The following is a 22,793-nucleotide window of genomic DNA, read 5'->3' as shown; positions in this document are numbered from 1 at the left end:
ACGGCGGCGCGGGCGGAGTGACGACCGCCGATGCAGGCGGCGTGACCGCCGACGCGGGCGCGACGATCATCGGCGTGGATGCCGGAACGACCGTGGGCGTTTGCGGAGGTTCGTGGCGCAGGAACACCGCGACCATCGCTCCGGCCACGACCACCAGTCCGCCCGCCGAGATCGCGAGCATGCCGATGCGCCTTTGCGGAACGGGCGTGGCCGGATGCCGGCCTGCATACGATGCCACCACGGCGGTGCCCGATGAGTCCACGGACGAAATGATCTCCGGATAAGGATCGATTACTTCCGGCCGGCTGGGCTGTTCGAGCGGCGTCTGTGCAGCTTCGCGTTGTCGCGCCTGCTCGGCCGCCCGCGCCGCCGCCTGACGCTGACGCTCCTTTTCCACGGCTTCTTGCTGCCGTGCTTTTTCGGCCGCCCTTGCCGCTGCTTCCTGCTGTCGCGCTCTTTCGGTCGCTTTTTCCGCCTCGCGCAGCCGGCTCTCGTCGGTTGCGCTCGCGCCCGCTTGCCCGTGGGCCGCGCGCTCGGCTTTCGAAACCGGCACGGCTACATTGAGGATGTTTTCCGCCAGGCCATCGACCCACGTCCAGACCTCGTGCGACCGGCAATCGGCGTGACGAAGCGGCCGGAAGTCGATCCACTGATGCCGGCGAAGCGCGTCGAGTTCCGGCCCGAACGCGGTGTCGTCGGCGGTAATCTGATCCACGCCGACATAAAGAATCGGAAAAATGAGATCGTCGCGCCCAAGCTCCTGCATGCGATGACGAAACGACTGGAACTCCGCGAGGCAATTGGTACTTTTCAGATAGCGCGGGGTGACGATCGGCATGAAGAACACGGTCTGACCAATCGTTCGTTCGATCGAAGCGGCCCAGTCCGCGCCGGGTGGAATGGCCTGAATGTCCTGCCAGATCGTGACGTCCGCACCGTACTGCAAGGCGATCGCCTTGCCCACGATGGTGCGGAGCTGACTCAAATGGCCGTCGCTGTGCGCATCGTCGCTGCGGGCGTAGCTCCAGAAACCCACGGGGCTGGACATGTGCGGTCGCTCCAACGAGGAGAAGCGGGGCGTTCTTCGAAGCCTTTATCCGAGTGCCGTTTGCAGAGGATTCCTCATCTCATCGCATGATCTTCGGAACGATGTCCGGAGAATCGCCCGCGCGAGACAGGTCACTGCTTTACTTATGGCTTGCTGCCGAACGTTATAGGTATAGGCAATCGAAGGTCTGTTAGCAAGATACGCAACACTTGTCTAGTTGCCGTGCACACACAGTGTCGGCATTTTTTTCGTCACCCTAACGAAGATGCGTCGAAGATGCGTCACGCAGCATGCGATGGGCCCGGTCTCGTGCACTGGTTATCGCGCACGGACGTACGCGCGTTTTCGTCGCGATGCATGTGCTCGATGACTTCGCATTTCGAATTATCGTCATGTGCGAAGCTTGCATCGTGCATACGGGAAACTTACGTTGTGACGATGCCAACAGGCGGTGCTCAAATCGCAGCGACATGTTCTCGCAAGCGGCCGCATGTGATGCCGCGCGGCATCACATGCGGTCGGTCCAGTCACACTCAGTGACGTCGCGGATGCTCAAGGAAGAAGCGCACCATTTCCGCACTGGCATCGGGGCCGGTCGGGTCCGTATAACTGCCGCGCGAAGAACCGCCCGACCACGCATGAGGCGCGCCGTGAATGGTCCACGATTCCGCGGCTACGCCTTCGGCCGACGTCATGCGCCGAACCGTATGCTTGCGCGCTCCGGAGTCGGACGACGACGAGCGCCCCGGCGCGGCATCGTTCACCGTGAATCCGCGCATCAGTTCGGTGGCGTTGACGGGATGCACCGTCGCATCGGCGTCGCCGTGAAACACGATGAGCGGACATTGCGCCGTCGCGTGGGCGGACCTTCGCGCGCCGGACGGGACCTTGCCGCCGCGCATTGCAGCGAGCGCGGACGGCAAGTCGCGCGCGCATCCGGCGGGAAGACCGGAGTGGACGCCCGCCGCCGCATACAGATCGGGATAGCGCTCCGCCATGATCGCCGCCATTGCGCCGCCCGCCGAAAGGCCAGCCACGTACACGCGCTTCGGGTCCACGTTGTGGTTCGCCATGACCTCGCGGGTGATTCCCGCGATCAGCGACGGTTCGCCCCGGTCGCGCTGCTGATCGTCCGGTTTGAACCAGTTCCAGCACTTCGACGGATTCGCGCCCTGCGGCTGAACGGGATACGCGACGATGAAGCCGTGCTTCTCGGCGAGCGCGTTCATCTGCGTGCCAGCCGCGAAATCGTCGGCGTCCTGCGTGCAGCCATGCAGCATCACGATGAGCGGAAGAGGGTCATTGCGATCGCTGGCGGGCACGTAGACCTTGTAGCGGCGCTCGCCAGCGGCGTTCTCAAAACGTCGGGTGCCGAAGGACCCGAGATCCTGCACGTCGGCGTCCGCTTGCCTCGGCGAGTGGCGTCGAGGTTGAAGGACATCGGCGAAGCGCGTTCGCGCCTTTTCGATGACGTCTTCGTGGCGTGCCGGCGGCGCGCTCGTCTGCTCGCCGCGCATGGCGCGCTTCACGATCTCCGTTGCGCTGGCGGCGTCGCTGTTGCGAAAGAGCGCGAACGCCTCTTTCATCGAGTCCAAAAAGCCTTCATTGAGTTTCATGTTTGTTCCGTTATCGAGCAAAGGGGGCAAGAGCGTTAGCGGATTCGATCCGCCAGCGCAGCCTTGACTGCCGGCGATGCGTGGAGCGCGCCGCGAACCAGAATCGATTCGATGGTCGCGAGCGCGAGTTCGGGCGATACGTCAGTGGCGATGCTGGCCAGACCCAGCACCTGAATCCTGAGTCGCTGATTGGCCGCGAGCGTGGCTTCCAGATCCTGCTTCGAGAAGTACTGAAGGCCCAGCACCAGTTCGCGTCGCGTCACGGTGTCCTTGACGACCGGCGCGTGAATCGACAACTGGTTGCGGATCGCCGTGCGGATGAGGTCCGTTCGGTTCGAGTAAAAGCCTTCTTCCACGAGCAAATCGATCTGGCCCAGGTCGATCGGACCCAGGTTGATCGTGATTTTTTCCGTCTCGCTGCCTCGCGACCGGTCCTGCGATTCCTTCGCCATTCATTCCTCCAGACATCCGGGTACCATCCATATGGATGGTTATAAGCGGATTTCAAGGGGAGGTCAACGCGAATTTGCGCCGTCGCGTGCGGACGGGAATTTAATGCAGATAAGCGCCGCTCAGCCGCGCAGTTCGCTCAGGCCTTTGCCGGTCCAGCGCTTGAGCGCGCGCCGGAAATTGGCCGTGTCGCTGAAGCCGAGCAGCATCGCGACATCGTCCGCGCTCATCTTCGTCGTCTTCAGATACTCCAGCGCGAGCGAGCGCCGCACGTCATCGACGATCGCGAGAAACGACGTGTCCTCCGCCTCCAGACGCCGCCGCAAGGTGCGCGTCGTCATGTGCATCGATTCCGCGACTGTGTCCATTCCGGGAAAGACGCCGGGCGTGCTCATCAGGATCTGATAGACCTCGCCCGATACGCCGCTCGACGTCTTCGCCTGTCCGATCAGCCGGTCGCAGGTTTCCTGAAGCAGCGTCGCCGTGAGTTGATGCGCGAGTTGGGGCTTGCGGTCCAGTATCGCGCTGTCGTAGACAAGCTCGCACTGCGCCCGATCGAAATGACAGGGACAGCCGAGATAATCCGAATAGATGTGCGCGTGCGCGGGCGCGGGATAGGAGAAGCACGCTTCGATCGGCGGACACACGCCGCCCGCGACATCCGGAAGATGCGTGACATGCTGCGTGTATTGCTGCTCGATGACGAACTCGCGCAATTCGCGCGACGGACTCGACACGAACGCGTCGGGGAAAGTCCAGACCATTCTGTCGGGATGCTCGGTCCATTCGATCGCGACCATCGGCGTCGCCAGCCAGTGATACTTCACGCCGAGCTTGAAGTAGTCGCGCAGCGAGAGACACGACATCAGCGCATAGCCGTACATGCCGTATGCCGACAAATGCAGCTTCTTGCCGACCTTGAAGGGCGTGGCCGGCTCGCACGACAACGACACGGCGTTCATGCACACCGTCGCATATTGTCCGATGGACGTGAGCACCGAAGCATCCTGAAGCGCGGCGGCGCTGACGCCCGTTCCGCGCAGACTGTCCTCCGGCGCGATGCCTTGCTCCGCCAGCACCTCCACCAGCGCGGCGATCTTGTACGGCGCGTAAATGCGCTCGTTGAGCGGTGGGCGGCTGGCCGTCATGCCTGTCCTCGCACGATATTCATAATGTCCTCGCAGGACTTCCGCGTGTCCGAAAATGACCTTCCGAGTCGGATGCTATGCCAATAAGATAAACGTCACAAGTTGCCGTCCGTCAACGCGACGGCGCCAGAGCAGACACGCAAGAAGGAGACACGCAAGATGAGCAGCCCCGGCCGCAAGGTCATCATTTCATGCGCCGTGACAGGCGCGACACACGTTCCGACCATGTCGGAATACTTGCCGCTCACGCCGGCGCAGATTCGCGATCAGGCAATCGAAGCGGCCGAGGCGGGCGCGGCCATCATTCATCTGCATGCGCGCGATCCCGCCGATGGCCGTCCGACGCCCAGCCCCGACGTGTTCCGCCAGTTCGTGCCCGCTATCGCCGAGGCGACCGACGCGGTCATCAACATCACGACGGGCGGCAGCACGCGCATGACGCTCGCGGAGCGGCTCGCGTATCCGTTGCAGGCCGCGCCCGAGATGTGCTCGCTCAACATGGGCTCGATGAACTTTTCGATTCATCCGCTCGCCGCGAAGGTTTCGTCGTGGCGCTACGACTGGGAAAAGGATTACGTGGAAGGTATGGAAGACATGATCTTCCGCAACACCTTCAAGGACATCCGGCACATCCTGCTCACGCTCGGCGGCCAGGGCACGCGCTTCGAGTTCGAATGCTACGACCTGGGGCATCTCTACAACCTCGCGCATTTCGTCGATCAGGGGCTGGTCAAGCCGCCGTTCTTCATCCAGTCCGTGTTCGGGATTCTCGGCGGCATGGGCGCGGACCCGGAGAACATGACCCTCATGCGCACGACGGCGGATCGCCTGTTCGGACGCGAGAACTATCAGTTCTCGGTGCTGGGCGCGGGCCGTCATCAGATGCCGCTCGTCACCATGAGCGCGATTCTCGGCGGCAACGTGCGCGTCGGTCTGGAGGACAGCGTGTATATCGCGCGTGGCGTGAAGGCCGAATCGAACGCGCAGCAAGTGCGCAAGATCCGCCGCATTCTCGAAGAGCTTTCGTTCGAGATCGCGACGCCCGCCGAAGCCCGCGCGATGCTCGGTCTCAAGGGGCGCGACAAGGTCTCGCTCTGACGCTTTCCCAATCAATCGATCCAAAGAGCTGCCGACGCGCGACAAGCGCACGAGAGCAGCCGATTCAAACGGAGACAAACATGGACACTGTGAAGTCAGGAATCGACGCGTTGCATCGCGCCGCCACGCGCACGGCGATGCTGCGTCTCATCCCGCTGATGTGCGCGATCTATTTCATGTCGTTCCTCGATCGCACCAACGTCGCGCTGGCGAAGGTGCAGCTCGCGGCCGACGTGGGGATCAGCGCGGCGGCATACGGGCTCGGCTCTGGCATCTTCTTCATCGGCTACGCGCTGCTGGAGGTGCCGAGCAATCTCGCCGCGCATCGCGTGGGCCCGCGCCGCTGGATCGCGCGCATCGCGGTGAGCTGGGGCATTCTGTCCACCGCGATGATGTTCGTGCAGGGCGAGTGGTCGTTCTACGTGTTGCGCGTGTTGCTGGGTATCGCCGAAGCGGGACTCTTTCCGGCGCTCATGTACATGGTCACGCTCTGGTTCGCGCCGGCGGACCGGCCTATCGCGGTCGGCTGGATCTATACCGCGCCGGCGCTCGCGCTCGTGCTGGGCAATCCGCTCGGCGGCGCGCTGATGCAGTTGGGCGGTATCGGCGGTCTGCACGGCTGGCAGTGGATGTTCATGATCGAAGGCATTCCGAGCGTGCTCGCGGGCGTGTTGCTTTACTTCAAGTTGCCGGAGCGTCCGCGCGATGCGCGCTGGCTTTCGGCCGAAGAAGCCGAAGCACTCGAAGCGCGCGCCGTGATCGACACGCACGGGCACCCGGAACTCACGTCGGCGGACTGGCTGGCTGCGCTCAAGCGGCCGACGACCGTGCTCATCGGCCTCATCTATTTTCTGAATCAGGTGGCGTTCGTCGGCCTGTACTTCTTCACGCCGGCGATCGTTCAGCAGATGCACGTCAAGACGCCGTTCATCGTCGGCTTACTGTCGGCGAGCGTGGGCGTGGGCTTCCTGCTGGGCGTGCTGATTCTGCCGCGCCTGCACCGCCGTTATGGCAACGACTGCGTGTATCTCGGCATCCTGACGGCGGGGCTCGTCGCGGGCGCATGCGCGTTCATCGCGACGGCGAATCCTGCGGGCCGCATGGTGTTGCTGGCCGTCACCGCGTTCTTCGGCGGCGGCGTGCTGCCCTCGTACTGGGCGATCGCGATGAAGCGTCTGCAAGGCATTCAGGCGGCGGCGGGGCTCGCGTTCATCAATACGATCGGACTGATCGGCGGCTTTGTCGGACCGTATCTGTTCGGCATGACCGAGACGTTCACGGGCCGCAGCGACTCGGGTTTTATCGTGATCGTCGCGGCGTCGGTGCTCGGTCTGCTGCTCGTGCCGGTGTTCGCAAAAGCGATCCGGCGCGAAGCGGGCGCGTCGGCGCAGGTGGGCAACGGCAACACGGCGGGCATGCAGTCCTGACCGGCACAACGAACGAACATGAATACATTCGAACTCTTGAAACCTCAGCCCGGATTGCGCGTTCTGGTGACGGGCGCGGCGTCGGGCATCGGCGCGGGAATCGCCGAGGCGTTTTTGCAGGTGGGCGCGCAAGTCTTCATCTGCGATGTCGACGCCGCCGCGCTCGACCGCTTCACGGCGAAGCATGCGTCGTTGCATGGCTGCGTCGCCGATGTCGGCGATCCGCATCAGGTGGACGCGGTCATCGAGCGCACCCGCGAAGCGTTGGGCGGCCTCGATGTGCTCGTGAACAACGCGGGCATTTCCGGCCCGACGGGACCGGTCGAAGATCTCGATCCGGCGCAATGGGAGCGCACCGTCACGACCAATCTGAACAGCCAGTTCTACTTTCTGCGCCGGGCCGTGCCGTTGCTGAAGGAGACATCGGAGCGCGCCAGCGTCATCGCGATGTCGTCGGTCGCGGGCCGGCTCGGCTATGCATTTCGCACGCCGTATGCGGCGACCAAATGGGCGCTCGTCGGCCTCGCCAAGTCGCTCGCGATCGAACTGGGGCCGAGCAATATCCGCGTCAACGCGATCCTGCCGGGCGTCGTGCAGGGAGAGCGCATGGACCGCGTGATCGCGGCGCGAGCGCAAGCGCTGGGCATCGCGTTCGAAGCGATGAAAGAGGAGTATCTGAAGAAGATTTCGCTGCGCCGAATGGTGAGCGTCGAGGACATCGCCGCGATGGCGCTTTTTCTCGCTTCGCCAGCAGCGGGGAATGTTACCGGGCAGGCGATCAGCGTGGATGGGAACGTCGAGTATCTTTGAGGCGGCTTCATCATGCGCGTTTGAGAACGAATCAAGCGCTAGGGATACCTTAATAAAGCGCAATCACTGATGCACGACGAACTGCCAGAGCGCCATGCACTCGGCATCGGCGATTTGATAGTGGGGCATCGACTTGCGAAGCAAAACCCCCGCTGGATCGATACCGTCCTTGACCGCGCGGCAGAACGCCGTCGCGTCATAGTGACTGATCGGCCCGCCCCGGCGGCTTGCCGCAGCGAGCAGGGACTCGTGCGTCAGCGGCGGCGCGAAGGCTGGCGTTTTCGACGTGTCTACGTGGCAATTGACGCATCGGGTCGTCCAGGCAGGCAACGGGCGATCGTCGTCGCGCAGATGCGCGGCCATCGGACGTTGTCCGTTGAATAGCGCGCATCCCAGGTCGTTTCGATCACATGCGGCGTGCGCGCACGCGGTAACTGTCATCGCGACGAGCGCGAAGCCGAGCGTGGCGGCGCGCGTTGCCCGGGCCATTCAATGCACGCGCAGCACGCGCGAAACGCTCGGCACGCCGTTGGCGTTCAGCGCGAACAACATGTAATAGCCGGGAACCACGACGCCGGGATCGGATGGAATGTTCAACTGAAATTCGCCCGCGGTACCCACGGTGAACGTCAGCGGCACGCGGCGCTGCTCGTTGTTCAGCGAATGCGTGACCGACGAGGAGCGCATCAGCACGAATGCGCGCGCGCTCCTGCTGGCAGTCACCACGATCGTCGTGCCGAGCTGCGCGTCGGCCGGAACGGATGTGAGATTCGGCCGGGACGCGGCGGACCCGTCCGCGTTGAGCAGATAGGGCGGCGTCAATATCTCGATGTCGGTGTGATTGGTCGCGCATGAGCCGCACAGACCGCCGCCGCCGCTGAGCACACGTCCGTCGTTCAGCAGCAGCGCGACGCTGTGATAGGTGCGCGGCACGGCCTGCTGGGCGAGCGGGGAAAACGTGTTGGTCGCGGGGTCCCACAGCTCCGGGGTGAGGACCGCGTTGTTGTCCGAGAAGGGCTCGGCGAAGGTTTGTCCGCCAATCACGACGACCTGTCCGTTGGGCAGCACGACGCTGTTGTTGAAGGCGCGCCGGTAACTCATCGGCGCGATGGTCTGCGTCGTTGCGTTGCCGTTGCTGATGTCGATGAGCGTCGCGTTGGCCGTGGCCAGCGACTGATCGTAGCTCGGCGCGCCACCGACCGCGAGAATCTTGCCGACGTCGTACATGATCGCATTGCCGTTCATCGCGTCGCCGTCGCTGCCACGGTTGCCGGCTGAGCTCACGTTGCCATTGCCTGCCGTATCGAACCAGTGCATGGCCCGGCTCGGTCCCGCATGGAACACGCGTCCATTGCCGAGCGCGAACATCCACGCGTGATTGTCGGAGCGAAAGACGCCTCTCGCGTCGTTCGTGAGGATGTAATCGTCGAGGATCGCGCTATTGATCCGCCAGCCCGAACCCGAGGTCCACGTTTCGCCGGACTTTCCTCCGAGCCCTCCGCTCCACGAGCCGCCCATGACGAACACATTGCCGTTGCTCAACGTCACGCTGCCCTGATAGCCGCGCGGGATGTTCATCTGATTGCTCGCGGTCCATGTGCTGGTCGTCGGCGAATAGATGCTGGTCTGTCGCACGCTCAATCCCCCGGTCACGAAGATGCGGCCATCGGGGAGGTTGGAAATACCGGGGCAGAACATGTCGTGCGCCGTATTGGTCACGATCATTTGCGAACTCGTGCCGTTCGATGGATTGAAGATCGCCGTGTAGGTTCTCGCAGGCGGATTCGCGCTGTCAGTGAAGCTGAGCGGGGCGTCGGCCGACCAGACGAGCACGTTTCCATTGGGCAGATTGGCGGCTTGCAGCGGAACGAGCGGCAACTGATAAGGCGTCGTCCACTTCGATGGCAATGCGGCATGCTGTACCGGCAGGCCGGCCACTTGCCACGTCTGGGTCGCGCTTCCGTTGCACACTTGCTGCGTCAACTGGATACCTTGCGACGTCGTGCTCGATGCTGTCACGCACAAGCCGCTATGTCCCGCGACGATCGCATAGCCCGCGCCTTGCGGCGTCAACGAGAAGGTCTGATTGGTGCCGCCATTGCAGGTCCACTGGATGATGGGACCGCCCGGGCTCAGGCTTTGGCCCGACACGTCCACACACAGGCCGCTGTTCTGATTGATGAGGTTGTATCGCGTGCCGGTAGCGGACGGGAACCATTGCTGATTCGCGCCGCCCCAGCAGGCCCACGAAATCACGGGCGCGCCCGGCGTTCTGGACTCGCCGCTGACGTCGGCGCACAGGCTGGTGCCGCTCAGCGTGATGGGCGCCGAGCTTTGCGCGCGGACGGCGTGCGGCATGCCCACCAATGCCAGCGGCAACGCGATCAGCAGCAAAAAGCGCATGCATTGGACGAGCAGGCTGGACGCGTGGCTCGTCGAGCGGATTGCAGGCATGGTTGCACCCCGTACATGAAGCGGGTTACGTACGTGCGAGCGCGCCGAGTACATCGCAGATGTCGTCGACGCGAGGAAGCTCAGCGCTTCGCCAGCGCAACATCGCGTTGGCATCGAAGCAATAGACCTGCGTGGCGTGGTCCGCGATGTTGCCGAGCGGCGGCTTGCTACCCGACAGCGTCAGACGCATCCGGTCTACATCGGTCAGCGTTGGCGTCGCCGCATGCCACGCTGGACCTGCCTGAAAACGCGCGAGCCACGCGTGCAACGCCAAGGGTGAATCGGAAAGCGGATCGATTCCGACCGATAACAATTGCACCGGATGACGGGCACGGATTCCCGGAATGCGCTCCTGAACCGCGCTGAAAAGCGCGCCTTGCAGGGGACATATCGTGCCGCAACCGGTGTAGACCGTTTGCAATGCGGTTATGCGCTGGCGCAGCAATTCGTTCAGCAGGCGCTTGCTGCCGTTCTGGTCGACGAGCGACGCATCGTCGAGGCGAACCGGCGGCGTGACGAGCCCGAGTTCCCCATGCTGCGCGAACGAGAAAGGAGAGACTGCACCAAGCGCGAGCGCGGCCATGTCGCATAGCAGGGAGCGGCGAGTCAGGGAAGGAGCAAGCGCACGCATGCCGGATTTCACGCGATCGGGCATCTTCTCGTGGCTTACCGAAATCGTCCACATCGACACTTTGATGATCCCCGTTCCGAGCGTTCAGGGCGTGACCGGCACTTCGCGGGAAGACGTGCCGCAGTCACCTAACTTCTTCATGTATTGCAATACCATCGGAACAAAGATTAGCAGCGCAAATCGGCAATAAAAATTCGGCTCACGAAATAAATAGGTAAATATGTGCACTCGGACACATTCGTTTTTAGAGCCGGAACAACTTTTTATCGATGGATCGATAACTTTCGAAAATTGCAACTCTTGAAGCAACCAAGAGCGTAATGAATCTTTCGCGGCGTAAGCGGATAGGTTACGAAATGAGATCCGCGCGAACGTTCGGTTGCGAAAAATTCCTCGTTTTCTGTCACCATCCGGCGATGGCGGCCGGACCGTAAGTCAAATTGGCGCGGTCCACCCAACGCCTGCATCACGTGTAAAAAACGCCCGACGAATTCCTTGCTTCGCGGATGCACCGCTCTACCGGTACACATCGCCACGGGGCATTGCGATTGCTCTGTTGCAGCATCGCGGTCCTCGACATCGCGTTGTCCGTTCCGGCCCTTCCGGTGAAGGAGAATGCAAATGAATGCGCGTTTTTCCGTTTATGCCGCCGCACTCGGGGCCGTGCTGATCACGGCGATCATCGGCGCATGCAGCGGCGGTGACTCCAGCGGCGATTCGACATCGGCCGCCGCATCCAGAGCGCCTTCGAGCGTATCGAATGCAGCGTCCGCCAGCACATCGATGGATGTCGTCACCTGGCACAACGACATCGCTCGAACCGGGCAGCAACTCGCGGAGACCGTCCTCACGCCCGCGAACGTCAATCAGAACACCTTCGGCAAGCTCGCGCTGTATTCCGTCGATGGCGCCGTCGACGCCGAGCCGCTCTTTCTGGCGGCCGTGCCGATCGCGGGCGCCACACATAACGTGCTTTACGTCGCGACGGAAAACGCCAGCGTCTACGCGTTCGACGCCGACAGCGGCGCGGTGCTATGGAAAGTCTCGACGCTCGGCAGCGGCGAATCGCCGAGCGACGATCACAAGTGCGCGCAGATCACGCCGACTATCGGCGTCACGGCGACGCCTGTCATCGACCGCGCGCGCGGGCCGAATGGCGCGATGTATGTCGTCGGCATGTCGAAAGATAGCTCGGGCGCGTATCACCAACGCATTCACGCGCTCGACGTCACGACGGGTGCAGAACTCTTCAACGGCCCGACGGAGATCCGCGCGACGTATCCGGGCAACGGCGCGGGCAGTCAGAACGGCACGCTCACGTTCGATCCGGGCCAGTACGCCGAGCGCGCGGCGCTGCTTTTGTTGAACGGCGTCGTCTACACCGCGTGGACTTCGCATTGCGATTTCATGCCGTACACCGGCTGGGTCATGGGCTACGACGCGAACACGTTGCAGCAGGCGAGCGTGCTGAACGTCACGCCGAACGGCCAGATGGGATCGATCTGGATGAGCGGCGCGGGACTCGCATCGGACGGTGAGGCGATCTATTTACTCGACGCGAACGGCACCTTCGACCCGACGCAAAACGAGCACGAAATGCCGATCAAAGGCAACTTCGGCAATGGCTTTTTGAGGCTCAACCTGGGGCCGCTCAGGGTGCAGGATTACTTTCAGCCGTCGAATACGGTGCAGGAATCGAATCAGGACGAGGACCTCGGTTCCGGCGGCGCGATGGTGCTGCCCAATTTCGCCGATGCAAACGGCAAGGTATGGCATCTAGCGATCGGCGCGGGCAAGAACTCGACCATCTACGTCGTGAACCGCTTCTCGATGGGCAAGTTCGATTCGAACGCGGATCACATTTATCAGGAACTCGTCGGCCAGATTCGCGGACCGATGTTCGGCGCGCCCGCGTATTTCAACAACACGGTGTATTTCGGCTCGGTCGGCGACACCATCAAGGCGTTCACGATTTCGAACGCCGCGTTGTCGGCAACGCCGGCAAGTCAGACACCGAACGCGTTCGGCTTCCCGGGCACGACGCCGGGCATTTCCGCAAACGGCACGGCGAACGCCATTTTGTGGGCGGCGGAGAACGGCTCGATCGGCGTTCTGCGCGCGTACGACGCGACCAATCTCAGCCACGAGCTTTACAGCAGCGTCGATGCAGGCGCGCGCGATCAGTTCGGCCAGGGCAACAAATTCATCACGCCGATGATCGCGAACGGCAAGGTGTATGTGGGCACGAGGAACGGCGTCGCCGTGTTCGGGTTGCGGTCGAACTAGCGAGGACTCGCTCGCCGGTTTCGGCAATGACCACTACGAATGGCACTTGCACCGACTGACTATGTCCGAGCAGCTTACACAGAGGATCGAGGCGAGTGCGGGAGTGACTGGACTTCTCTTCGTCGTCGCGTATGCGGCGCTTTCGTTGACAGCGATCGCACTGGTCGGCCCTTACGGTTGGGACGACGGCGCGATCACTGTCGCCTATGCGCATACATTGGGGCGGCACGGAATATTCGCGTTGACACCCGCTTCGGCATTAGCCGAAGGCACGTCGAGTTTGCTCATGACGGCGATGTTGGCGCTGGGGGAGTGGCTGCTGCATCCAGACTTTCTGGAGGCGATCACGGCGGCGCAGTTGCTCGCCTTCATCGCACTGAGCGCTACGTTGGTGCTCGTGTGGCGCGCACTTCAACCGTCCCTGCCGAGCCCGACGCAACGCCTCGTTGTCGTGTGCGTGCTGGGACTGCTGCCGACCTGTCAGGCCGAGATCGTCAATGGCATGGAAATGACGGTCTTTGCGTTGCTGCTGTTTGCGTTCGTGCTCGCGTGGCGCGCGCGTTCGCCGCTCGCTTACGCGCTCGTGCCGCTTCTCATGCTGACTCGCTTCGAGGCCGTGTTTTATCTGGGTTTCGCGCTTGGCTGGATGGTCCTGTTTTGCCGGCAGGATCGGCCGCTCGCCATTCGAATGTGCGTCTGGCTCGTGCTTTGTTTTCTGCTGCTGACGATCTGGAGATATTGGGTCTTCGGGGCGCTGTTGCCGAATACGATTCTGGCCAAGCTTCAAGTGCCCTACAGCAAAAAAGGCTGGGATGGCGTATTGGAAAAGCTGCGCGGGCTCAAGGATCCTCCTGGTGAATGCCGCGCTGCTGGCTGGCATGTACGTGAGCCGGAAGGGCGGCCAAAAGCGCCGTCTGGATCCAATGCCCGTGCTTCTGATATTTTCCTTTGGCGTATTCGCACTCGTATCGGGAAGAAACTGGGGCTATACCGGACGGATGTTCGTGGCCGTGCTGCCCATTTTCATTCTTTCTCTTGCGGAACGTTTTGCGAATATGCGTCAACCCCGCGTATTGCGCGGGCTCGTGCTGTGCCTTTGCGGAACCTTCCTGTTCAACTTTGCGGTGCTGCGCGAAAACATCGACACGGCGATTCTCGGTGCGGCGATGCGTGGCGTGCTGCCCACTGCGCTGAGCGCCACGAGCGACACGGCCCGAAAGCGAGTGTGGCACCAGTCCCCCGGTGACTGGCGGGGTATCACGCCACAGAACTTCGCGATGACGGGTGCTTCGGTCGATCGTCTGCGCGAGTATCTGGGGCAACCGACGCTCAAGTTCATGACGCCGGACGTCGGTGGCGCCGCGTTGTGCTGCGAACGTTTGGAAATTCTCGATCTCGGGCTGTTGACCAACCCAACGCTCACGCGTCGCGGATATGCCAGGTTAGCGGACTATCTGAGCGAGGAACGCCCCGAAGTCATCGAGACGCATGGCGTATGGAGCAGGGACAGCGGCATATATTCCGTCTCCGAATTCGCGACGCATTATCGGCCCACGGTTTATAACGACACGCTTTTTTGGTTGCGTCATGACGTCCTGCAGCGCTTGGTCGATCGAGGCGTGGCGGCCGATTCTGTTCGCCCGGAGAGGCTGCGCGATATTCGCTATCTCGGAGACAGCCGGGACGTTTCGTATCTGATGCAATTTCCCGCCGTGACGGTGCTCGGCCGGTGAATCTCCATCGGCCTTAAAGATGTTGCGGCCAAATCGTCCGGCCTATGCGCGCTGGCGCTGATCGGCGGCTAGCTGCGCTCTCGCTCGGGCTGACGCGCTGGCAGGCGCTGCGCCACGTGATCCTGCCGCAAGCCGTGCGCGTGATGATGCCGTCGTTCGTGAGTCAATGGGTGTCGCGCATCAAGGATACGTCGCTCGCGTATATCGTCGGCGTGCCGGAATTCACGTTCCTCGCGAACCAGCTCAACAATCGCTTGATGGTATCCGACGCAGATTCCTGTTCGTCGGCTTCGTGTATCTGATGCTTTGCGGCGCGCTGCAAGGGCTCGCCCGCGTGTTGCTCGGGCGTCGAGAGCCGGGACCGGCGCGGCGGCTTCCGGAATGACATGGCGCGCCGCGTGCAATGCATCGCAGAAATGCTCGTTTGTGAAACGTTTCGCGGCGGCCTAGATTGAAGTCATCGTGAACTGAAGGAAGCGACTCATGCCGCGATTGCTCGCTTATTACTGGCGCATGCTTTCATTCCGGCTCGCCCCGTCGAGCGGGCGCCGCTTGCCGTTCGAAGCCGGTTGCCCGACGAGCGCATGCGCTTGCGCGACGCCTCGCGGCGAAGGCGAAGGCGAAGCGAGCCGCGCGGAACGGCTCGAATACATCGCGTTGTTCGCCCAGGCCGGGTACTTCAACATGGGCAATGCGGTCGATCTATTTCAGCCGCCTGTCGAACCGCCGCCTTTCTGACGCGCGCGCTTCAGCGCCCCTTCCACGGCACGAGGCGGCGCTCCAGCGCGCGCATGCCGAAGTCGAAGATCCACGCGATCGCGCCGATCAGCACGATGCCCATCACCACCACGTCGGTGCGCAGAAAGCTCGATGCGTTGAGCACCATCTGCCCGAGACCCGCGGTCGCGGCCACCATTTCGGCGGCGACGAGCGTGGTCCAGCCGAAGCCCACGGCGATGCGCAGGCCCGTCAATATTTCGGGCAGCGCGGCGGGCAACACGACGTGCCAGACCACCTGCCGGAAGTTCGCGCCCAGCGACCACGCGGCGTTCACCTGCTCGGCGGTCGCGCTCCTCACGCCGGCGCGCGCGGCCATCGCAATCGGCGCGAAGCAGGCTAGCCAGATCACGACGATCTTCGCGGTTTCGTCGATACCGAAGTAGATGACGACGAGCGGCAGATAGGCGAGCGGCGGCAGCGGCCGATAAAACTCCAGCGGCGGATCGAGCACACCGCGCACGATGCGGCTCACGCCCATCAGAATGCCGACCGGCACCGCCGTGACGACCGCCAGCGCGAACGCGCCGAACACGCGGATCGCACTCCACAAAAGATGCTCGGAGAGCGGCAGGCCGCCCTGAAGCCGTCCATGCAGCGCGTCGATGAATGCCTGCCATACCGCCTCGGGCGAAGGCAGAAAGAGCGGCGGCAGCCAGCGAAAATGCGTGGCCGCCCACCACAGCACCGCGAGCGTCGCGACACACAGCGCGCTGGGCAGCGCGGTCGGCCCCGCGCCCGGCATGCCGCGATAACGTGCGCGACGCTTCGCGCTTGCGGCGCGTCGTGTCGCGGGCGGCGTGCTTGCGGCGCGCGGCAGCGGAACGTCCTGAGCGGGCTGGGTCACGCCGCCTCCGTTTCGGTGCGATGCAGACGGCGCGTCAAGCGCTCGCGCCACTCGATGAACGCGGGCGACGACTTGACGGCGCGGGCATCGCGGTTGCGAATGTAGTCGCGCGAGAAGGGCAGATCGTGCACTTCCTCGATGCGTCCCGGGCCGGGCGTCATCAGCACGAGCCGCGTCGCCAGAAAGAGCGCTTCCTCCACGCTGTGCGTGATGAAGAACACCGTCTTGCCGGTACGCGACCATACGTCGAGCACGAGTTCCTGCACGGTTTCGCGCGTGAGGGCGTCGAGCGCGCCCATCGGTTCGTCCATCAGCAACACTTCGGGATCGCTCGCGAGCGCGCGCGCAATGCCGACGCGTTGCTGCATGCCGCCCGACAGTGCGTAGACCTTCGCCTGCTCGTGTTGCGCGAGGCCGACGAGCGCGAGCGTGCGGCGCGCGATCTCATGGCGCTCGGCGCGCTTCACGCCGCGAAAACGCAAGCCGAGCGCGACGTTGTCGATGACGTTCAGCCACGGCATCAGCGCATGCTTCTGAAACACGACGCCCCGTTCCGCGCCGGGGCCGTCGATCGGCTCGCCGTTGAGCGACGCCTCGCCTTCGGTCGGCTCCAGAAAACCGGCGAGGCAATTGAGCAACGTGGTCTTGCCGCATCCGGACGCACCCAGCGCCACGACGAACTCGCCGCTGCCGATCTGCAAGTCGACGCCTTTCAGCGCGGGCGTGCTCGCGCCTTCGTAAGTGACGCCGAGATTGCGAATGGAAAGCGATGTCACTTCGCGGCCTGCTGCACGAAGCGCGGATCGACACCCGTGGAGTAATCCGCGAGCACGTTCTGGATCGTGCCCTGCTGCTTGAGGAACTGCGCGGTGGCGGCGAGCGACTTCGCCGCGCCGGACTGCTGTCCGCCGCCAAGCCACGTCGGCGACGCCTGTTCGCCCGCGCTTGGGAACGCATAGAGCGCGAGACTCGCGGGCACGTCGGCGGCGTTCGCGCCGGATTCCTGCGCGACGGCCTGCACCTGTTTCGACGTGGCGCTCCAGTCGGCCTTGTGGTCGCGGTACTGCGCATCGGTATCGGCAAGCACCTTGACGAGACCGTTCAGGAACGCGGGATTGTCCTGCGCGAACTTGCGCGACGCGACGAAGCCGTCGAAGGTCGCCTTGCCCGATTCCTTCGCCACTTCGCCCGACGTAATGATCACGCGGCCGCTCTGCTTGGCTTTGGCGAGCACCGGGTCCCAGATGTAAGTCGCGTCGATATTGCCGCGCTCCCACGCCGCCGCGACTTCCGGCGGACGCAGATTGACGATCTTGACCGTCGACGGATCGACGCCCGCCTGCTGCAAGGCGACGAGCGCATGGAAGTGCGAGGTCGACACATACGGCACGCCGAGCGTCTTGCCCTTCAGATCGGCGAGTTTGCTCACGCCGGAGCCATTGCGCGCGACGAGCGCTTCCGCGTCGTTGATGTTGTCGAGAATCCAGAACAGCGAGAGATCGACGCCTTGCGAGAGCCCGGCCGCGATCGGGCTGGAACCGGCTTCGCCCAACTGTATGGAGCCCGACGCGAGCGCGCGGATGACGTCCGCGCCGCTGCCGAGCTTGCGATACGTGATCTTGTAGCCCGTGGCTTTCTCGACCGCGCCGCTTGCCTGCGCATAGCGCCAGGGCACCACCATGTCCTGATAGCCGATGACCACTTCGCGGGTTTCGGCGCTGGCGCGAACGGGCGCGAAAACGACGGCGCCAAGCATGAAGGAAGCGATGCCGGCGATCAGGGCGCGGCGATGGATCGTATGTTTCATGGAACGGACGAAGTGTGTGGTGAAGCCTTCGACTATAGGCACTTCGCATGCCGCGGCTACGAATCATTTATGCGTAGCAAATGACGCGCGATGCGCTTCGCATATACGTTCGACAGGACGGCGAAAGGTCTGGCGCGCGCCGTCATTTGCAAATGAAGATTGCTTCGTTCCTCTTTCGGCGAACGTCTCGCATAGTCGAGCGTGATGGCTATAGACGGTCGAGTTTCATCGGACGAGTGCCGCCGCCATCGCATCTGTGACGAAACGAAAAAACGGAGACGTCATGACTGACGAAGTACAGGAACGTGTGATTCATCCCGTGCTGGAAGCGGCGCGCGAAGCGGGCGCGGCGGTGCAATTGCCCTATGCCGGCAGCGTGCCGCCGAAGGACGCATGGGCGCTCGTGCAGGCGGGCGACGCCGTGCTGGTCGATGTGCGCACCGCAGAAGAGCGCAAGTTCGTGGGATACGTGCCGGAAAGCCTGCACGTCGCGTGGGCGACGGGCACGAGCCTTTCACGCAATCCGCGCTTCGTGCGCGAACTCGAAGCGAAGACCGGCAAGGATGCGGTCGTGCTGCTCTTGTGCCGCAGCGGCAAGCGCTCGGCCGCGGCCGCCGAAGCCGCGACGAAGGCGGGCTTCGCCCACGCGTTCAACGTAAGCGAAGGTTTCGAAGGCGAACTGGATGACCAACAGCGGCGCGGCACGCAAAACGGCTGGCGCTATCTCGGTCTGCCCTGGGTTCAGGATTAAAGCGGACGACATCTCATCGTAAAGGACTGCACTGTGGCCGTATTCGACATCGACGACATCGTCCAATCGCTTCAGACGGTCCGCCAGCAGTGGCGGGAAATGCAAAGGCGCTCGCTTGAACCGGGCGGGCGCGAGCTTCCCGCACGCGAGGCGCTCGCGGACATCGTCGGGGCGCTGAAGGGCGCGCTCTTTCCGATGCGGCTTGGCCCGCCCGACCTGCGTCAGGAAAGCGAAAACTTCTACGTGGGCCACGCGCTCGACTTCGCGCTGCAGGGTCTGCTCGCGCAGGCGAAGCTGGAGCTGCAATACAAGGCGCGGCATCGGCCACGCGACGACCACGCCATCGACACACACGCGAGCAACGCGATACGCGCGTTCGCTCAAACCCTGCCGCGCATCCGCACGCTGCTCGACAGCGATATTCTCGCGGCCTATCAGGGCGATCCGGCGGCGGGCAGCGTCGATGAAGTGCTGCTTTGCTATCCCGGCATCCTCGTGATGATTCACCATCGCGTCGCACACGAGCTTTACCGGCTCGAATTGCCGCTGCTCGCGCGCATCGTGGCCGAACTCGCGCATGGCGAAACCGGCATCGATATTCATCCGGGCGCGCGCATCGGCTCGGGCTTTTTCATCGATCACGGTACGGGCGTGGTGATCGGCGAGACGGCCGTGATCGGCGAGCGCGTGCGCATCTATCAGGCGGTCACGCTCGGCGCGAAGCGCTTTCCGCGCGACGCGGAAGGTCATCTGGAGAAAGGGCTCGCGCGTCATCCGATTGTCGAGGACGACGTCGTTATCTATGCCGGCGCGACGATCCTCGGGCGCGTGACGCTCGGACGCGGCGCGGTCATCGGCGGCAATGTATGGCTCACGCATGACGTGCCCGCCGGCGCTTCGGTCACGCAGGCGCTGTCGCAAAGCGGCGAAGCCAGCACGTCGCGCGCGCACACGCCGCAGATCGAGCGGGTCTCCTCATGAGCGCGCTGGTGCGCCACTTCGGCGCGACCGTGCGCGAACTGCGCGAATCGCGCGGCTGGACGCAGGAACAGCTTGCGGAATATGCCGGCCTGAACCGGTCGTATGTGGGCGAGATCGAGCGCGGCTCGTGCATCGCATCGATCGTCACCGTCGACAAGCTGGCGCAAGCGCTCCATGTGCCGATGGCGCGCCTGCTGTCGCCTGCGATGCGGGTTGAATCGGAACGGCTGACCGACGCGGCGGGAGAAAAATAAGCGCCGCGCGTTTTCAAACTTTGCCGAGCACGCCGAGCCACGCCTGCCCGATGACTTCATGCGCGGCATCCGCGTTAGGCGGATGAAACGCGCCGGCGCGCACGTCGCGATAAAGCCGTTCAAGCTCGTGATTGCGCGACAGCGACGCCGCGCCCGCGATCTTCAGCGCGAGATTCACCACGCGCAGTGCGCCATCGACCGCGTGCTGCTTCGCCGCGAGAAGATCCGCGATCCACGGTTCGTCTTCGCCGTAGCCCGCCGTCCACCAAAGCTGCGCCGCGCGATCGACGAGCGCCTCGATGCTGGCAAGCTCGATCGCCGCCTGCGCGACGGCCTGCTGCGTGAGCGGCTTGTACGCGTAGGTCTTGCCGCCGATGGCAGGCGAACTGCGCTGCTTCGCCGATTCCACCGCGATGTCGAACGCGCGTTTCGCGATGCCGTAATACACCGCGCCGAGACCGGGCAGCACCGCGCCGAGAATGCCGTCCACGAAGGGATCGTCGGGAATGCCGGCGGGCAGCACGCGGATCACCTTGTCGCGCGGCGCGATGGCGCCTTCGAGCCAGGTGTCGTCACTGCGCGTGGCGCGCAGGCCGAGCGCATCCCAGGTCTTCACCGTGCGATGCCCCGCCGCATCGCGCCGGATGAACGCGTGCACGATCTTCGGCGCTTGCGGATCGGATTCGTCGATGCCGTGCACGCCGAGCCAGTCCCACGCGGGCGCGAGCGAAGTGAAGATCTTGCGGCCGTCGAAGCGATAGCCGCCGTCCGCCAGCGGTGTCGCCTTCACCGACGACCACGCGAGGCCGAGATCGTTGCCCGGCTCGCCGTGACCCGCGGCGAAGACCTTGCCCGCGCCGGCTTCTTCGAGAATCCATTGCGCCGACGTGTCGCCTTGCCGATACAGATGCAGCGCCGCGCCGACCCAGTACAGATGCATGTTCAGCGCGAGCGCGGTCGATGGCGCGCGCGCCGCGAGCCGCGCCTGTTCGCGCAGCAGTTGCGGCAACGTGAGGCCGAGGCCGCCGAATTCAACCGGCACGCTCGCACGCAGGAAATTCGCGTCGTGCAGATCGCTCAAGTCTTCGGAGAAGAACCGGTTCTCGCGGTCGTAGAGAGCGGCGCGCCTGCCGATCGAATCCAGCAGCGCGTCGGACAGAAGATGGGGCGCGTCGTTCGCGGCGCGCGATGGGGTGACGGATTCGAGCACGGCGCTCATCGAAACTCTCCTTTGTATCGTGTCACGTCAGAGCCGAAAAATACTTCTCGTCCGGCACGACGCCAGTGGCGATGAAAATGCGGTTCGTATGGTTGAACCACGACGCGGTTTCGACGGCTTCGAGAATATCGGCGTCGTCGAGGCCCACGCCGCGCAAACGTTCGAAGTCCTGTTCGGTGATCGCGCGCGGCGACGTGGTGATGGTTTCGGCGATCTCGGCCAGCGCAAGCTGACGCGCGGACAATTCGGCGAGGTGATAGTCGAGCGCGATGCGTCGCGCCTGCACGCGGTCGTGCAGCGCCTCGCCGAGCGCATGCGCGTGATGAATCGCGCACAGCCCGCAGCCGTTGGTCCGCGAAACGACAACCGCGATCAGCTCGCGCTCGTCAATCGGCAGGCGGCCCGCTGTCGCGCTGAAGAGTTTTTCGAAGTACTGCGCGAAACGGCGTGCGGTATCGGGATTCAGGGACAGCGCGCGAATCCAGTTGTCGCCGCCGTGCTGCTCGATCAGTTGCCGGAGATCGTCGCTCAACGTGTCGTGCCCGGGAACATCGAGCCGGCTGATGACATGCGCTTCCGCGCTCAGGACTTCCGCCATGTCGCATTCCTCGCCTGAAAGAAGTGAAGAGAAGCTGCAGGCCATTATGCGCAGCGCTCGATCGGGCGATCCAATATCGATTTGCGATTTGCAATTCGTCCGGCGCGATGTGAGCGCGGGCCGATTAGCTTATGAAAAATCGGTCAAACCGCGCGTCGATGCGTGCGCTACCTTGGATACCCTCGACATAGCAACAGGAGACCGGAAGATGTCCACCATCGCGCCATCCGATCCGTTCGCGGATCACCTGAACGACTTCGATGCCGATCTGCAACGCGAGCCGGTTTCGCGGTTCGGCGTACCCGACGAGACGCGCCTGCCGCCGCACGTCGCGTCGATCCACGCGAAGTTTCGCCGGCAGTACGGTTTCGTGCCGAACTGGCTTGCGGCGCTGTCGGTCAATCCCGATACCGCGTATCGACTCGTCACGTTCTATGAGCATCTGTTCGATCCGCATCGCAGTCATCTGACGGCCGCGGAGCGCGAGTTGATCGCGGTGGTCACGTCGGCCGCGAACGAGTGCAGCTATTGCGTGTTCAACCACACGCAGGCGCTTGCAAACGTGCTCGGCGATACGGTGCGCGCGCAGCGTATCGCACAGGGCTTTCGACATGTGCGGCTCTCGGTGAAGGAGGCCGCGCTCGCGGAGATATCGGAGCGTCTTACGCGCGAGCCGGGCAGCGTGCGCGAGGAAGATCTGCAGCGGCTGCGCTCGATCGGCTTCACGCAGCAAGCCGTGACCGAGGTGCTCGAAATATCGGCGTTCTTCAATTACGCGAACCGGCTGACCATCGCGCTGAACGTCGTGCCGGACGATCAGTTTTTTGCGGGGCGCGATATCGAGGGCGTGTGAAGACG

General features: G+C 63.6%; 23 protein-coding genes and 1 pseudogene. 12 read left to right on the top strand and 12 right to left on the bottom strand.

Translation table 11 applies throughout. The features are described from left to right. The 4 genes from AWB82_RS07350 to AWB82_RS07335 all read right to left on the bottom strand — a co-directional run. Positions 1-1,048, bottom strand: a 1,048-nt coding sequence (locus AWB82_RS07350; RefSeq protein ID WP_143756683.1) for a toll/interleukin-1 receptor domain-containing protein, incomplete at its 3' end; no start/stop codon positions are given. Positions 1,049-1,581: 533 nt separating this feature from the next. Beyond that, complete coding sequence (locus AWB82_RS07345; RefSeq protein ID WP_086966488.1) at positions 1,582-2,664, bottom strand: extracellular catalytic domain type 1 short-chain-length polyhydroxyalkanoate depolymerase; 1,083 nt, start codon at positions 2,662-2,664, stop codon at positions 1,582-1,584. A 35-nt stretch (positions 2,665-2,699) separates the two neighbouring features. Next, positions 2,700-3,116 (bottom strand): CopG family transcriptional regulator, encoded by a 417-nt coding sequence (locus tag AWB82_RS07340; protein ID WP_086966487.1) that lies wholly within the window; start codon positions 3,114-3,116, stop codon positions 2,700-2,702. Positions 3,117-3,236: 120 nt separating this feature from the next. After that, on the bottom strand, positions 3,237-4,262 hold the full coding sequence (locus AWB82_RS07335) for an AraC family transcriptional regulator (RefSeq protein ID WP_086966486.1): 1,026 nt from the start codon (positions 4,260-4,262) through the stop codon (positions 3,237-3,239). A 159-nt stretch (positions 4,263-4,421) separates the two neighbouring features. On the opposite strand from AWB82_RS07335, the gene AWB82_RS07330 reads away from it, so the two are divergent. From AWB82_RS07330 to AWB82_RS07320, 3 genes are all read left to right on the top strand, one after another. Continuing rightward, positions 4,422-5,360 (top strand): BKACE family enzyme, encoded by a 939-nt coding sequence (locus AWB82_RS07330; protein ID WP_086966485.1) that lies wholly within the window; start codon positions 4,422-4,424, stop codon positions 5,358-5,360. A gap of 80 nt (positions 5,361-5,440) precedes the next feature. Continuing rightward, a complete protein-coding gene (locus AWB82_RS07325) occupies positions 5,441-6,787 on the top strand; it encodes an MFS transporter (protein WP_086966484.1) in 1,347 nt (448 codons plus the stop codon). An 18-nt stretch (positions 6,788-6,805) separates the two neighbouring features. Continuing rightward, positions 6,806-7,597 carry an SDR family oxidoreductase gene (locus AWB82_RS07320; RefSeq protein WP_086966483.1) on the top strand — a complete coding sequence of 264 codons (792 nt, stop codon included), beginning with the start codon at positions 6,806-6,808 and terminating at the stop codon, positions 7,595-7,597. 63 nt (positions 7,598-7,660) lie between these two features. Here AWB82_RS07320 and AWB82_RS07315 read toward each other — a convergent pair whose 3' ends face one another. From AWB82_RS07315 to AWB82_RS07305, 3 genes are all read right to left on the bottom strand, one after another. Next, the gene (locus AWB82_RS07315; RefSeq protein WP_235023208.1) at positions 7,661-7,960 is read right to left on the bottom strand and encodes a hypothetical protein; all 300 of its coding nucleotides are present in this window, start codon (positions 7,958-7,960) and stop codon (positions 7,661-7,663) included. Positions 7,961-8,086: 126 nt separating this feature from the next. Then, on the bottom strand, positions 8,087-10,051 hold the full coding sequence (locus tag AWB82_RS07310; protein ID WP_086966481.1) for an RICIN domain-containing protein: 1,965 nt from the start codon (positions 10,049-10,051) through the stop codon (positions 8,087-8,089). Between the two features lie 25 nt (positions 10,052-10,076). Next, positions 10,077-10,736 (bottom strand): SCO family protein, encoded by a 660-nt coding sequence (locus AWB82_RS07305; protein ID WP_159462568.1) that lies wholly within the window; start codon positions 10,734-10,736, stop codon positions 10,077-10,079. A gap of 567 nt (positions 10,737-11,303) precedes the next feature. Between AWB82_RS07305 and AWB82_RS07295 the strand changes: the two genes are divergently transcribed. From AWB82_RS07295 to AWB82_RS07280, 5 genes and pseudogenes are all read left to right on the top strand, one after another. Then, positions 11,304-12,968 (top strand): PQQ-binding-like beta-propeller repeat protein, encoded by a 1,665-nt coding sequence (locus AWB82_RS07295; RefSeq protein WP_086966478.1) that lies wholly within the window; start codon positions 11,304-11,306, stop codon positions 12,966-12,968. 61 nt (positions 12,969-13,029) lie between these two features. Next, complete coding sequence (locus AWB82_RS07290) at positions 13,030-14,214, top strand: hypothetical protein (RefSeq protein WP_235023207.1); 1,185 nt, start codon at positions 13,030-13,032, stop codon at positions 14,212-14,214. 91 nt (positions 14,215-14,305) lie between these two features. After that, complete coding sequence (locus tag AWB82_RS38225; RefSeq protein ID WP_235023206.1) at positions 14,306-14,701, top strand: hypothetical protein; 396 nt, start codon at positions 14,306-14,308, stop codon at positions 14,699-14,701. A gap of 53 nt (positions 14,702-14,754) precedes the next feature. After that, positions 14,755-15,086: pseudogene (locus AWB82_RS07285) on the top strand (ABC transporter permease subunit); the annotation flags it as partial. A gap of 98 nt (positions 15,087-15,184) precedes the next feature. Beyond that, complete coding sequence (locus AWB82_RS07280; RefSeq protein WP_086966477.1) at positions 15,185-15,439, top strand: hypothetical protein; 255 nt, start codon at positions 15,185-15,187, stop codon at positions 15,437-15,439. Positions 15,440-15,449: 10 nt separating this feature from the next. On the opposite strand, the gene AWB82_RS07275 is transcribed toward AWB82_RS07280, so the two are convergent. From AWB82_RS07275 to tauA, 3 genes are read right to left on the bottom strand one after another with little or no spacing between them, the layout of a single operon-like run. Further along, the gene (locus AWB82_RS07275) at positions 15,450-16,298 is read right to left on the bottom strand and encodes an ABC transporter permease subunit (protein ID WP_086966501.1); all 849 of its coding nucleotides are present in this window, start codon (positions 16,296-16,298) and stop codon (positions 15,450-15,452) included. Positions 16,299-16,321: 23 nt separating this feature from the next. Continuing rightward, entirely contained in the window at positions 16,322-17,101 is a 780-nt protein-coding gene (locus tag AWB82_RS07270; protein ID WP_086966476.1) for a taurine ABC transporter ATP-binding protein, read from the bottom strand. Continuing rightward, positions 17,098-18,132, bottom strand: a complete 1,035-nt coding sequence (gene tauA / locus AWB82_RS07265) for a taurine ABC transporter substrate-binding protein (protein ID WP_086966475.1) — start codon at positions 18,130-18,132, stop codon at positions 17,098-17,100. The genes AWB82_RS07270 and tauA overlap by 4 nt, the downstream gene beginning before the upstream one ends. A 283-nt stretch (positions 18,133-18,415) precedes the next feature. Here tauA and AWB82_RS07260 point away from each other — a divergent pair, with 283 nt between their 5' ends. From AWB82_RS07260 to AWB82_RS07250, 3 genes are read left to right on the top strand one after another with little or no spacing between them, the layout of a single operon-like run. Next, on the top strand, positions 18,416-18,883 hold the full coding sequence (locus tag AWB82_RS07260) for a rhodanese-like domain-containing protein (protein ID WP_086966474.1): 468 nt from the start codon (positions 18,416-18,418) through the stop codon (positions 18,881-18,883). A 33-nt stretch (positions 18,884-18,916) separates the two neighbouring features. Continuing rightward, on the top strand, positions 18,917-19,864 hold the full coding sequence (gene epsC, locus AWB82_RS07255; protein ID WP_086966473.1) for a serine O-acetyltransferase EpsC: 948 nt from the start codon (positions 18,917-18,919) through the stop codon (positions 19,862-19,864). Further along, positions 19,861-20,118 carry a helix-turn-helix domain-containing protein gene (locus AWB82_RS07250; protein WP_086966472.1) on the top strand — a complete coding sequence of 86 codons (258 nt, stop codon included), beginning with the start codon at positions 19,861-19,863 and terminating at the stop codon, positions 20,116-20,118. Before epsC ends, AWB82_RS07250 begins: the two co-directional genes overlap by 4 nt. Before the next feature lie 13 nt (positions 20,119-20,131). Here the strand turns inward: AWB82_RS07250 and AWB82_RS07245 are convergent, their stop codons facing one another. Both AWB82_RS07245 and AWB82_RS07240 read right to left on the bottom strand, forming a co-directional pair. Further along, on the bottom strand, positions 20,132-21,337 hold the full coding sequence (locus AWB82_RS07245) for an acyl-CoA dehydrogenase family protein (RefSeq protein WP_086966471.1): 1,206 nt from the start codon (positions 21,335-21,337) through the stop codon (positions 20,132-20,134). A gap of 22 nt (positions 21,338-21,359) precedes the next feature. Next, positions 21,360-21,935: a peroxidase-related enzyme gene (locus AWB82_RS07240; protein ID WP_086966470.1), complete on the bottom strand. Its 576-nt coding sequence runs from the start codon at positions 21,933-21,935 to the stop codon at positions 21,360-21,362. Between the two features lie 208 nt (positions 21,936-22,143). On the opposite strand from AWB82_RS07240, the gene AWB82_RS07235 reads away from it, so the two are divergent. Next, positions 22,144-22,788, top strand: a complete 645-nt coding sequence (locus AWB82_RS07235) for a peroxidase-related enzyme (protein ID WP_086966469.1) — start codon at positions 22,144-22,146, stop codon at positions 22,786-22,788. Positions 22,789-22,793 lie beyond the last annotated feature (5 nt).

The organism is Caballeronia glebae, assembly GCF_001545035.1.
Classification (GTDB): domain Bacteria; phylum Pseudomonadota; class Gammaproteobacteria; order Burkholderiales; family Burkholderiaceae; genus Caballeronia; species Caballeronia glebae.
Note: the sequence above shows the minus strand (reverse complement) of the source record. Positions and strands in the feature narration are given on the sequence as shown.